Raw genomic sequence first — 12582 nt, 5'->3', positions numbered from 1 at the left:
AGTTCGATACTACAGCCTCTCCAGTTTGCGCGATTCACGTGCAAACGGCGTGATAAAGAGTAATGGGGGAGCAGGATCTTTTTTGATAGAACGGCGTTTGCAGGTGGAACGTCGGGAACGCAATATTTGCAGGCAGCAGCCGGACGGAAAGTCGGAGGAGTCGGCCATCGAGAATATAGGGATGAAGCCTGGACAAGGGCAAAAAGAAAGCCCTGATAAATGACCAGGGTCATCACATCAGGGCTTCTATTTTCAGCATAAGCTCATACCCACCAAAGGCTATCCATCACTCCGGCGGGTAGACGATGTGGAACTTCGGCCGGAACGGATTGAGCCCATTGGAATACTTTTTCGCTAGGTCTTCAAAGACATCCTCGGCTTCCTTCAAGTTAAACCCCTGGCTTTCGAGGACCTCCGTCAACTTGTCGCGTAGCCGATCCAGCTTCTGACGAGGGTCTTGATCGCGTTGCGCCGCTCGGATCATCTGCCAAAACAATACACGGGCAAAGTCATCACGCCCAGGCCTCCTCGTCGCCTTGGCCTTTGCTCTGACCGCAGCTTGGCGTTCTTGTTGCTCCTGCTTTCGTTGCCCCCTAGATTTTCGTGCCATGGTCATCTCCTTCGTTTGGCGCGATAGCCAATCTTTGGTCTGCCGGCGGCAAGAGACAAACGCCATTTTTCGATGAATCGCGATCTCAGATTTCAGTAACGCGTCTACCATTTCAGGAATCGCGTTGGTGACTTTTTGAATCGCGTTTCCATAACTTGAGATGACGTTTTCTGACTTCAAACGACGTGTCCGTGAACTTTCACGATGCTTTTTCGCGTCCCAGGAGTTCATATAGACTTCGGACAACCTAACCGCCATCGAATTCGAAGCAAATGTCGCCCGAACCCGATTTTGCGTCGTTGATCAACCTGAAGCCTATGCGGACAAACGGCGTTTAATTATGAATCGCCTGCAATGGGCTATTTCCGCGATCCGGCGAAATGCTCAGTCAGGGCCGCCCTGATGGCATCGCCTTCGACGACCTGAGCGTCGACAAGCCTGGACGCCATGACAGCTATTGGCTTCACGATGGGGCTCAGAAGATCGACTGCCCTCGCCTCTGCCTTTTCCAGCCGACGCTGGATACGCTTGGCGATATCCGACCTGTACAGAAGCATGTCGCCCGCCTGCGATGGCGGCCGATAGACAAGCGGATACTCTTCGGCAACGCCGAGGACCGTCTCCAGTTGAAGCGCCGCATGTGTCGCTTGCGCTAGATCGCTCTGTTCCGACCCACCCGACCCCAGCATCACGTTGCCGAAGAGAAGTTTTTCGGCAGCTCGTCCGGCCATGAGGCAAACAATGTATCGGTCAGCACCTTCGGCGGTGACCACTGCCTCGGGCTTGATAGCGATCTCCGTGACCGCTAGCGTCGGTCCAAGTCTGACGAGTTGGACGTCCCCCACGCAGAGCAGTTCATAGGCAAATGCGTGGCCGATTTCATGTGCCGCGATCTGAGGAAGCACATCAAGCGATGGCATAGACTTGTCGCAACGGAGGGCATTCTCGAGGACAGACCAGGTCAATGGCCGACGCTGGCGACGGCACTTAGCGCGCAGCTCTCTGATCAACCTTTCCACATCGGCTCCGGTCATACCGGAGGCAAGTAAGGCGAGCGGACGAAGGGCATCGTTTCCAGCGGAGGCAGGATTGGTATCGGAATGGGGTGTCATGCCTTTGCTCCTTTCAGTGTCGGCTTCGCCAATTGCTGTCCTGTCTCGCGAGGCGAGTTCTCGGCTTGGGTTTTCCGAGGCCTTTCGCCAGCGCCGATACCGTCGCGGACATTGTTGGGCGCACCTTCCATCACATGGTGAAAGTCTTGACCGAGATGGTGGGCAAGAATCCCCGCGAGCGCGTCGGTGTCCGGAGTAGGGATCCGAATATGCCGTTCCAAGCGTCCCGATCGTACGAGAGCGGGATCGATCCGATCAGGCAGGTTCGTGGCACCGATGATGACGACGCCTTCGGTTTTCCCGACTCCATCCAGCAGCTCCAGCGCACGGTTGACGAGTGAGTTCCAGTAGTCTCCGTCCTTTTGGCCGGAGCCTCGTTTTCCGATGTTGTCTATTTCATCGAGGAAGAGGATCGAAGGCGCATTGGCACGGGCCACCTCGAAGGCGTCGGACATGGCTTTCAGGACCTCCCCCAAATATCCCGGTTCGAGCATGTGGCTCAGCGACGTCGCCAAAAGCGGAACCTGCAATGAATTGCACAATGCGCGCGCAAAGGTCGTCTTCCCAGTTCCAGGTGGGCCGGAGAGTAACAACTTTGTACTCATGTCAGACCAAGCGAGCGTGCCATCCCGCCAGAGCGCCAGGTCGTCCTTCAATTCGAGCGCCCAGTCCCGCGCCGGACCATAACCAGCAAGGGTTTCGATGTGAAGTGGTTTGATAGCCCGGCTTTCCAAGCTTGCTTGCTCGCCCGCCTCGACAATCGATTTCTGTCTTTCGATAGCGGCTGGCTGGATCAATTCGAAGCTGTTGGAGTCCTTTCGAAATCTCCGAAGCCTTTCCCGCTTCCCGCTGCCGCGCTCGCTGTGATCCGCTTCATCGCCATTCTCTTCATCTTTTTCGGCATCGTTCGCCGTGATCAGTTCTTTCAGCGCCCAGATAATGCGTTCTACGGACCGCCCTGGTCGGAGCGCGAGCGCCAGATCATCCAGGCCGAGGCCCTGCGGGCGAAGGCTGGCTTGCTCCATCGCGCGGAGCGCTGCATTCGGGGCGACCCCCAAGCACACATGCATAAGCTCAGCCAACATGGTGCAGTCGACTTCGCCTGTTTCGATGACCAAGTCGACGCCTGCAATGACACGAGACGGCAGGTCCTCGCGCAGTTCGTCGGCGATGACGATGGGCATGGACGGCATATCTCCGGCCTTGGCAAGCGCTCGCCTCAGCGAAGCGGGGCTCTGCTTGCGGATTGTCTTGCCCGAGAATGTCATGATCCGGTGAGGATCGGTCATATGGTCCTGGTAGCGTCCCCCAATTGCATTACCGCCCAGCCCGTCTACCGGACTTGTCCGGAACGGGAGGATCAGGCCATGCTCAAGGCTTCCTCCAAATGCATCCTCGAACCCTCTTGAAGCAGCCCGGATCGCAACAATAGGACTCGGACGTCGAATGACTTCGGTGATCATGGAGAGGTCGGGGATACTGTTTGCCACAGCTCGGGAAACGAGCAAGGCGACAGCCGTTTCCATGACAGGACGACGTGTCCGGAAGGCGCGGATCAGTCGAAGCAGTTCCAGCCGCTTCGCCGAGGCGTCTCCCGTGATCGGCGCATTGGAACTCGGCTGGTTCAGTCCCACTTCGACCGGTCTTCGTTTGTCGGACGTCTGAGCTCTTTCATCAACATGAATGTCAGCTTCAAAATCGAGGAGAGATTCTGGCTCGGTGGATTTGATGCCACGGCGCTTCATCAGTCTGGCGACCTTTTCCGTGTCGGCTGCGATGTCGCCGGAGAATGCGATCAAAGGCGGTGATGCTAGCTGCCATTTCAGACCAGAACCGGGCACGTCGGGAGAGAGCTCCGCCCGCTCGATGAGGCCGACGTTCTCGGCCCGCTCGTACAGTTCGCGATTTGCACGACGCTCCCACCGGCGCTGAAGATAATGAGCAATACGATCGGCAAGGGTCGCCATTATTAAACCTCCTTCTCATTGAGAGGGAAGACTTCGCCTTCAGCCGAGCCCATCTTTCCTGAAGCGACATCTTCGGTTTTCTTGAGAGTCGGTGTCCTGCTTTTGATCCAGTCTCGGACGAGGATTGCAGCCGGATCGTGGGCCTTGCAGAGCGCTTCGAGATCAGCCCGAACTCCAAGCGGGAGAGCCGTGATGCGCCTTCCCCGCCGACGGACACAACGCATTGCGGCAGCAATTACCACGGCGGCGTCCGGAAGGGGATAATCCGGGTCAATCCGACGCCCCTTGTTCGAGATGATCCGCAAGATTCGTCGGTTATTCTCGATGACGTCGGATTTCGCGGACACCGTCGCTTGATCCAGCGCGGTCGTCCCGGCGCTGAAAGGCGGTTTCGCGGCTTCGGTACGTGACGGATCTGCGCGGCCAGATACGCGGCGGGGAAACGTGAGGACGTTTGACATGGACATAGTTCTCCTGTTCGCCGGGAGATACTCGACCGGCGTGGTCTGTGCAGATGTTTGGCTGACGTCGCCGAAAGGCTTTCGATCGGCGACCTGAGTGTCAGTTCAGGCCCGGAGGGAGCGCTACACCGACGATGGGATGCCGAGCATCATTGTTGCCAGCGTCCTTCGATCGTCGATGTCGACCGACTTGATCTTTTTCGACGCCCGACCTGTAGCCCTCATCGTCGCCGCAGGTCGACACCGGACGGACAGGATGCAGGCCGTCTTTGCCATTGTGGCAACCGCTTCTGCCGGTGTTTCTCTGAGACGACTGCATCCATTTCAACATCGTCTCAGGATCGCCGTTCTGGATCAGACGCCCATGGCGTTCGCGTGCCGCAATCGAATCGTTGAGGACCTGTTCCTGAGCACAGGCAAGGTTCCTTTCGGCCTCCTCCTCGAAACGCTTTCGCAAGGCGCGGACTGCCTCTGCTGCACCTTCGACGTCAAGCAGGATGTCGAGTTCGTCGAGGGACCAGATGCCCTGACGCAAATCAGTACGCTTGCCATCCACTTCCAAGATGACGACCCTGACTTCAGTGACAGCAATCCGCTTGTACTCTCGATAAAGAAGGTCCGGAGCGACGATCGCTGAAGCGAGCATTCGCCGCCTCAAATCCTCGAGTTTGACAGCGTCATAAGATTTCAGGCTGCGTTTGACGTCAACGACATGAGCGCGACGAGACTGACGGTCGATGATGACCAGATCGGCGGTGTAGCTGCGTCGCGTCCTTGTCCCGACGTCGAGACTGAGGCCCCGATAACTGATCTCAGGGTTCAGCTCGACGATGTCGAGCGCGGCGTCCAGCACCGGAAAGCGAACCTGCATCAGAACGTCGACCTGTCGATTGCTCTCCGCGAGTATGGTGATCGCCTGCTCAAGGACGCGGCCCTCCGCGACCGCCTTTGCATTTGCAAGGCTGGCAAGGCCAGGAATGCCACCGTTCAGCATCGTTTTCAGCGCATCGACAGACAGCGACTTACGAAGTTCAGACTGTAAGATGCGTTGAAGTGCGGGCGGCAACCCTGTGGTGCCGAGCATTGGGGATTTCGGCTGTCTGGAGTGATTTGATCCATGATCGGGCATGGGATTCTCCTGGTTCCGGTCGATGCGCCGCGCCAGCCGCCGAAGCGGAAATTATTTCCGGTTTCGGCGCATTTTCCGATGCCCATTCAGTGATTGGGTTCGGAGCACGGGATTGACCGACTGTTGATCGGGAAAACGGGCAGGCCCTCAGTGGGGCGCGAATTCCGCAGGTGCTGTGATGTTCTGGACGCCAGCATGGTGCTTGGCGAACGAACAGGCGCTGTGAAGTCCGGCGTTGGTTTCAACAGGAGAAGAATGCAGGCAGACTTCCAGGACGGAAGCGTAAAGGGTATGGCTGAACATAGCCTGTTTCCTTTCGAGAGAAGGATTTCGGGTCAGGCCTTTGCTGGTGTTGGTAGCACCAGCGAAGGCCGCTAAGTGTCTGCAGACATTGTTCTTCCGCCGACTTGCAAAAGGTAGCCGGTCATCTGAGCTGCAGCAAGGGCCCTGGAAACGGACCAGGAACACAGAACGCGGATATGGTTAATTTCTGTCGCGTCCCGCAATCTCGGACAAAAGAAAACCCCGCTCACGCGGGGTTCGAGGTGACGCTCAGGCAGCAGCGGCAAGATTATGCGGACTGAGTGATCTCGTTGGCAGCAATCTCTTCGATGGGCGCACGGGTTACCGTTATCTCCGGAAGATCGGAGCTGTCGATGGAAGGGGCGTAGGGGATCTCGGTGCGTTCGAGGGTTTCGGCGCTAGTTCCAACCCTGTCTACGTTATCTACCGCGGCGTCTGCTTTGTTCCCCTCAACGAGCGGAAATCCTGGTAGTGGCTCATCGTCAAGGACGAAGCGCAGGCACGGAAGTACCTCATTCTGAAGCCAGGGAACAAAATCAATCCGGTCAGGCCACGCTTCCGCATTTCCCGCTTTGAAGAGAAGCATTTGAACTTTGTACCAGGCGGTATCCTTGTCAAACGTTCCGGGAGTCCAGTTATTGTAGGGAAAGAGCCCTGGCTTGACAGGTACGGCGATACTGCAAAGCAGATCGTGGGCGTGCCGAAAATCCAGCGCAATCTTGTCGGCGAGGTGTTTTTTCACGACTGCCCGTCCGTGCTCCAACGGCTTTAAAGCTTCCTCGACATCACTGCGAATACGGTCGAGCATTGATCGAAATAGGGAGATTTCTTCAATCTGCCTCGCCGCCGCCTTCTTTAGACCTGCTAGGCCAGCGGTGTTCAGGAGAATCGGCGTCTGCTCGGTTTTCGCGACGTCGCTCTCTGCGTCAATGATTGCCTGCACCGCTCTCCCGGTCAAACGTTCACCGTTTTCGAAAGCCCGGAGCGCGGTCTCGATTGCACTTTTGCTACCCTTGGCCATAATAAACATGGTGGTCGGCGCGATTGCTGCGGCGATCAGCCGGCCTTTGTAATCGGCGAGTTTCTCGTGGACCGAGATATAGTAGGTGGCTGCCTTCACGGTGTAGCCTGAGACAGGCTTCAGCCACTTTCCGAAGCTCTTGGGTGGAATGATGGCTTTTGCACGCTGGAACTCCAGCCCGATGGCGAACGCATGCTCCGTCGACATCCGGTTCAGGAAGCGTAGCTTGCTTGTGACATCTCTAAGGACGCCATCCTGGTCCTCATCCGTAGCGACAGTGTCGATCCAAGACATGTCGCTTTTTGGCACACTCTTGCCTTCCTTCTTGGCCGCGATCTCCGCACGCTTCACATTGCTGTATTCCGTCATGTGCTTCTCCGTTTGACGTTTTCCACGTCAGCTTTGTGCTGACATAGAAATGGTCGGTCGGATTTTTCGAGTTGTCAAATTGTCCAATGTTGACAATGGCTTGATAAGCCAGAAAACGACCTTTTTTGAGGGTAAATCGCGGTTGATTCTCGAAGTAAACTGCGACATTTTAACGCACCCAAAACTGAGGTTTGAATGGCGGCTGAACCAGTGCGGCACGCTCTCAGTTCGGTTCAGTAGAGATGTGACCGTGTCGCATTAAGACCATCGCAGGAGGTCGCTGATCGTCGCCAAACATAACGACACGGCGACAATTTTTACCCTCCGAGATCAATGGGGCGGTTCGCATCACCAACGGCGGATTTGGTGATCCATCGCGTCGCCGATCAAGATTTCTCGACTCTCGAGAAGGGGGCTCCATCTTCCATTTGCCGGCAGCATACTCCGCCTTTGATCAATGAGCGCCATGTCAATCTCTATGGTGCCCCGCTGTTTCGACCAGCGTTGTCGGCCCTAGAAGGGAGGGCATTCATCTAACGCGGGGCATTGCGACGGGATAGGTGATTAGGAGTATTAAGCGGGATGTAAATGGCTTTACTCCACGAGAGGCTGATAGCGCTAGATCTGCCCGCTTCCCGGAGGAAGATGAATCTCGACAGGGGTTTCTGTCAGAATTTCTGTCAAAAACGACGCAATTGCGCCTTCCCCTCATGAGGGGAAACTCTCAAAATATTGATTCTTAAGGGAATTAGCTGGTCGGAGTGGAGTGATTCGAACACTCGACCCCCACGTCCCGAACGAAAGAGGTCAACGAATTTGAACTAAGCCTAACACTGTTTTTCTTAGCTTTTTCGGCTTTCCGTGTCATTTCGTGTAGGCTCATTCAAAATCATTCTGTCGTAAAAAGTCGTAGGATTTTACCGACTTCAAGTTGCATGCCGATATTCAACTGGATCGCGCATGCGGACCAGCGTTTCACCGACATGCCTCGTATTCTTTGATCGATGGTGACCATAAACACGCATCAGCGTATCGATTGTGATACCGATGAAACCAGCAATATCAGCAACCGGCATCGTCGTATCCCGCATCAAAAAGGTTGCTGCAGTGTGCCGAAACGAATGGCCTACAAAGCCGCTATCAGGACCGAAACATTCTACAATGCAATCGCGCAGGCTGCCCTTAGGATCGACCGGTTGACCGTTGTGCCACTGGCACGGATACTCCAGCCCCATTTTCTTCCACCGGTAAAGGTGAGCAGCCAGACGAGTAGGTAGCTCAATTGTCGGAGCACGCTTCTTTTCGTACTCTTTCTCGCCTTCTCCGATCCGATGATACGTAGCTGTAATGATACCATTGACTTTTTTGACCTCGATCCAGGGACGGTCTTTTGACTTTGTAAACGAAGCTCTCCAAATCCGTGCCTTTCTCGATCCAGTATAAGCAGCGATGATGATGTATCGTGCCAAGTGACGCCAAATCCTAACATCACGCTGCGGCTTTCCATCGATGAATGCCAGGCCTTTTTTCGTCCAAGCGGTCTTTAAAAGTTTCGCAATATCTGATCGCGTAAAGACCTTTTGACGCACTTTGTACTTTTTAGGCTTTGGCACTTTGATCGCATGCGTGATCATCTGATAGCGCTCAGCAAGATTGAAAGCGGCTTGCAGGTCTTCGAGATAACGACGCGCTGCTTTGGCTTGATCGGCAGGCTTTTTCAGCGCTTCTTCGAAAGCAGCCTTTCTCTCTATCAGCTTTTTAAGCCTACGTTTGCCAGCTTCTGTCCTGCGTTTTTGGTATTGTTCGGAGATCATCCTATCAAATTTTTGCCGTTCTTGCACAATTCGACGTTGATAAAGCCATCGTGAGAATTCGTCGACGTTCTTTACGCTCACGTCATAGGCAGTCATCTCGCCGAAGAATTCGAGCAAGATTGCCAGCCGGTTTTCGACGTCTGCGGGACGTGCGAGCGGCTTATCAAAATCGGTCGAGAATTGGCTCCAATTCAGGCGCTTTTCAATATACAGAGAAATCACGTCCGCAACCGAAGTTTTCTTTGCCGACTGAAAAGCGCTCTCTTTGATGGGCTCAATCGCACTATTGGTTTTCAGGTATTCAGCGAGCGCAGCCTCTCTTCTTTGCTTTTCATCAGCCTCGCCAGCGCGGACTCCTGTCGAGATTTTAATGGGCTTTCCGTCGAGCGATGTGTCGCGGATGTACCATGTCCCTTTTGTGATACTGCCGCTTTTATGATGGCGCTCTGGTTCGAGCCAAAGCCTTGCTCCGGATTGTTTTCTTGCCATTCTAGCCACTCTTTCAGGTTGTTTTCTGTTGTTAAAAACGCGTTCTTTCTGAAAACTGCCTTCAACTCCCCGCGTTTGATGGCAGTCAAAAGCGTTCGCCGTGAAAAGCTCAAAGATTTAATGCGCGTGCCATCCTGCATAATCTCTCCGCCGAGGATGGGCAGACAGACAGCATATTCTAAGCTCATAAGAGCGTCAGCATTAAAAGCTCGTGGGGTTTCAGATCGGATGATCTCGCGCATCATAGCAGTGATTTCGTCACACCGGCTTTCGAATTCAGCTATACCTTTTTCGAACTCAATTTCACCGAACGGTGAAAATTCTCGGTTTTCGTCAACAATATAACCGTTCGGTGAAATCATCATACGCACTCAAGTTTTTCAGGTGCGGGCCATATAGAGAGATATTTTTTTGATTTCAAGAGCAGCGATAATCTTCTGTGAGTTTGCAAAATCCGCAGATTCGATAGCCTGAATGCGCACTGAAAATCGGCAAACGGCATTTCGTGCATTTACGATTTTTCGCTTTCGAGCGATCTGGAAATTTGATGCCATCGGCCTCAGATTCCGCTCCGATTTTTGAAAACATGGTGGAGACTGAATACGTACACCGGCCGAGATGTTTAGCTATCTGTCTGACTGTCTGTCCAGCAATCAGTGCGTTAACAAGATAATCTCTCTCATCATATGTCCATGGTTTTTTCTCGCTCATGATATTTCTCCTGCATTCTTTTTCTTTCGATTAGAAAGCAGGAGAAAGCTGTCGGCCGCAAATATTCAATCGCGCTTATATTTTATGCTAAATGGAAGCTCGATATTGTGAGCGAGAGCGTAATCTTTCAGCTCTTTCCAATCATAAAAATCCAATTCTTTCACGGCCAGATCAGTGCTGATGAAGCCTTCACTCCAGCTCTTGAAAACATATTCTCGCCAGCCAGGATCGCCCTTTTCGACAACTGGTGGAGTACCAGACATATAAAGCGTCATGGCCTTTTCGATGCATGAATAGACATCATCATTCGACATGTATCCGGCTTCAGGCCATTTGCCCCAGCTCTCGCAGTGCCACCAAATTGGCACGCGCTCGATAATCTTCGATTGGTCGATAACATCGAACACAACCGGCTCACCATAAATCTCGATCTCTTTCTGAACCGTGATGTCTTCTTCGCTGTTCGTCGCTACAGTGCCGCCAATATCTAGGCTCCATTGAGCCCCGCGAGCCCTGAAATACCAGGGCAAATCATCGACAACTCCGTAGCACTGGACCGGCGTGTAGCCTTCAGGGCCTTCCGTAATTTGCCACCTGCTCACGCCGCCACCTCTTCAAGCTTACGACCTTTGATAGCCGAATAGACTTCTGCCGGATCGAGATGCAGATCGCTTGCAAGTTTCCGCGCGAGATCAAGCAGAGCGGGCTTATGCTCACGGATAATCGTGCGGGCCCTCTTCATTTGATCTTCGAGTGTGTGGTGCACGCGGTCCCGCAAATCTTCATCGCGCATGCGCATATACGTCAGCTCGCATGCATCGAGTCCGTAACCATCCGAACTCAGCGTGCGGCCGTATCCGTAACTTACTTCGATTTCAGTCGCCAACTTGGTCGCTTCATGCAAGTCATTGGCTCGGCCAGTCGTCGCCTCACCGAAAATGATCTCTTCTGCTGCTGAAGCTGCGAGCATCAGACAGATCGTATTCAGTTGATGGTTCTTCGCGATCCTGTCGTCAGGCCGCGTTTTTATGATCACGCCGCCGACAGAAATGCTTCTGCTTTTCTGATCAGCACGAATGCTGTCAGCGATTGCGATAGCTTCGATTTCTCGGCCAAAAGCAGCGGCGACGATAGCGTGACCGATCTCATGAATTGCGGAATTGTAGATGTAATCTGACGACAGCTGGATACGCGGCGGAAGGCATGCGAGAAGGTCGGATACCGTAATCTCGCGATTTTCTTTCCGAGCAATCTTCGCCGCATCTCGCACGATCTTTTCGAGATCAGCAGCTGAGTGACCGGCCGTGTCATCGATAATTTTTACAAAGTCTTCGCGTACTGCATCATGATCAGAGATGAAATTTTCACTGACATTGAGCTTTCGGAGATGATGTCCGATGATACCAAGCCGAGCCTCTGCATCCGGCAACGGAATGATAATGTGCTGATCAAGACGTCCAGGGCGCTTGAGAGCTGGGTCAACGATTGTGTGGTTGTTGCATGCGCCAATTACGACAACGCCTTCGCGACCGTCAGCTCCATCCATACATGCCAACAACCCATTCACGACGCCGCGCATGTAAGAGCTGCGATGACCGTCTTCTTCAGAATCACGATCAGAAAAATCGTCGATTTCGTCGATGAACAAAATGCACGGAGCTTCTTCTTTAGCCGACGCAAATGCTTTGCGCATCGCTTTCAGCATGTCGCCTTGGTGGCCTTTTGCCTGCCACTCGCCGTACGAACCAGTAATCAGCGGCACTTCGCACGATGCAGCGAGAGCCCTCGCAAACGTGGTCTTTCCGCAACCGGGCGGGCCAGACAACAGCAGGCCTTTCGATACCTGATCCCAGGACAACTTGCCTTCACGATAAGCTTGCAGATCGCGAGCGAGATCGAGCCCCCATTCGCGAGCGTCGCCGTATCCAGAAAGGTTTTCAAGGCGCAATTCGGTCGGCGATAATGTAGGCGTCACCGGCTCTTCTACCTGCTCCTGCTTCAGTTGCTCGATCTCTTCAAGCGCTGCCCACGACCTGCTGAAAGGCTTATGGCGATTAAAAATGCTATCGATGATATCGAGATTGCAAAGCATCGTAATCGCTTGCGCATTCGTGATCTCGATGCCGTAGAGCAATCTTACCGCAAGAAAAATGTCGCGTCTGCTGATGTGCGGCACGAAAATGTTGATGTCGCAAATCGCCTGGAGCTTTTTGTCAACATTGCTAGATGTCGACAGAAAAATCACTTGATTAATTTTTTGCCTGAATTTTTTGACATCGAATGCCGAATCTTCGAGATTGATCACAATGGATTTCGTGCTTTTCACACGCTGTTGAAAATCATCATCGTCTATCGACATAAGCTCGCGGTCGGTTAGCACATGATTTTTATCTTTCACTTCAGCAGCAAGAAATTTCCAGAAAATGTCGTACTGTGCGCTGTCTTCCTCAGCTTCGAAAACGACGTACATCGTATATCGCAGTGCGCGTTCGTAGTGTCGGAAAATTCGGCGGCACCGTATGCGATTGATCATCTCAGTGATCGAATAGAGATCGCGTTCAATTGGTGAAGGTTTGAAGATACTCATTACATGTTC

10 protein-coding genes are annotated in these 12582 nt (G+C 53.4%); all 10 read right to left on the bottom strand.

Annotated elements, in window-relative coordinates:
- Positions 1–286: 286 nt before the first annotated feature.
- The 10 genes from LQK83_RS05945 to LQK83_RS05900 all read right to left on the bottom strand — a co-directional run bounded on the left by LQK83_RS05945 (position 287) and on the right by LQK83_RS05900 (position 12573).
- Entirely contained in the window at positions 287–856 is a 570-nt protein-coding gene (locus tag LQK83_RS05945; RefSeq protein WP_230836455.1) for a hypothetical protein, read from the bottom strand.
- A 113-nt stretch (positions 857–969) separates the two neighbouring features.
- Positions 970–1530: a hypothetical protein gene (locus tag LQK83_RS05940; RefSeq protein ID WP_230836454.1), complete on the bottom strand. Its 561-nt coding sequence runs from the start codon at positions 1528–1530 to the stop codon at positions 970–972.
- Positions 1531–1718: 188 nt separating this feature from the next.
- A complete protein-coding gene (locus tag LQK83_RS05935; protein ID WP_230836452.1) occupies positions 1719–3689 on the bottom strand; it encodes an AAA family ATPase in 1971 nt (656 codons plus the stop codon).
- A gap of 2 nt (positions 3690–3691) precedes the next feature.
- A complete protein-coding gene (locus LQK83_RS05930) occupies positions 3692–4150 on the bottom strand; it encodes a hypothetical protein (RefSeq protein ID WP_230836451.1) in 459 nt (152 codons plus the stop codon).
- 100 nt (positions 4151–4250) lie between these two features.
- Entirely contained in the window at positions 4251–5279 is a 1029-nt protein-coding gene (locus LQK83_RS05925) for a hypothetical protein (RefSeq protein ID WP_230836450.1), read from the bottom strand.
- Positions 5280–5850: 571 nt separating this feature from the next.
- Positions 5851–6972 (bottom strand): hypothetical protein, encoded by a 1122-nt coding sequence (locus LQK83_RS05920; protein WP_230836449.1) that lies wholly within the window; start codon positions 6970–6972, stop codon positions 5851–5853.
- A 926-nt stretch (positions 6973–7898) separates the two neighbouring features.
- Positions 7899–9275: a hypothetical protein gene (locus tag LQK83_RS05915; protein ID WP_230836447.1), complete on the bottom strand. Its 1377-nt coding sequence runs from the start codon at positions 9273–9275 to the stop codon at positions 7899–7901.
- Between the two features lie 417 nt (positions 9276–9692).
- Complete coding sequence (locus tag LQK83_RS05910) at positions 9693–9986, bottom strand: hypothetical protein (protein WP_230836446.1); 294 nt, start codon at positions 9984–9986, stop codon at positions 9693–9695.
- Positions 9987–10051: 65 nt separating this feature from the next.
- Entirely contained in the window at positions 10052–10588 is a 537-nt protein-coding gene (locus LQK83_RS05905; protein WP_230836444.1) for a hypothetical protein, read from the bottom strand.
- The gene (locus LQK83_RS05900) at positions 10585–12573 is read right to left on the bottom strand and encodes an AAA family ATPase (protein ID WP_230836443.1); all 1989 of its coding nucleotides are present in this window, start codon (positions 12571–12573) and stop codon (positions 10585–10587) included. Before LQK83_RS05900 ends, LQK83_RS05905 begins: the two co-directional genes overlap by 4 nt.
- Between the last annotated feature and the right edge of the window lie 9 nt (positions 12574–12582).

The organism is Rhizobium sp. C1 (genome assembly GCF_021026335.1).
Classification (GTDB): domain Bacteria; phylum Pseudomonadota; class Alphaproteobacteria; order Rhizobiales; family Rhizobiaceae; genus Ensifer_A.
Note: the sequence above shows the minus strand (reverse complement) of the source record. Positions and strands in the feature narration are given on the sequence as shown.

Excerpts from the sequence above, each read along its gene's own strand:
- LQK83_RS05935 (WP_230836452.1), bottom strand. The coding sequence starts at position 3,689 with ATGGCGACCCTTGCCGATCGTATTGCTCATTATCTTCAGCGCCGGTGG.
- LQK83_RS05930 (WP_230836451.1), bottom strand. The coding sequence starts at position 4,150 with ATGTCAAACGTCCTCACGTTTCCCCGCCGCGTATCTGGCCGCGCAGAT.
- LQK83_RS05940 (WP_230836454.1), bottom strand. The coding sequence starts at position 1,530 with ATGCCATCGCTTGATGTGCTTCCTCAGATCGCGGCACATGAAATCGGC.
- LQK83_RS05925 (WP_230836450.1), bottom strand. The coding sequence starts at position 5,279 with ATGCCCGATCATGGATCAAATCACTCCAGACAGCCGAAATCCCCAATG.
- LQK83_RS05915 (WP_230836447.1), bottom strand. The coding sequence starts at position 9,275 with ATGGCAAGAAAACAATCCGGAGCAAGGCTTTGGCTCGAACCAGAGCGC.
- LQK83_RS05900 (WP_230836443.1), bottom strand. The coding sequence starts at position 12,573 with ATGAGTATCTTCAAACCTTCACCAATTGAACGCGATCTCTATTCGATC.
- LQK83_RS05920 (WP_230836449.1), bottom strand. The coding sequence starts at position 6,972 with ATGACGGAATACAGCAATGTGAAGCGTGCGGAGATCGCGGCCAAGAAG.
- LQK83_RS05910 (WP_230836446.1), bottom strand. The coding sequence starts at position 9,986 with ATGAGCGAGAAAAAACCATGGACATATGATGAGAGAGATTATCTTGTT.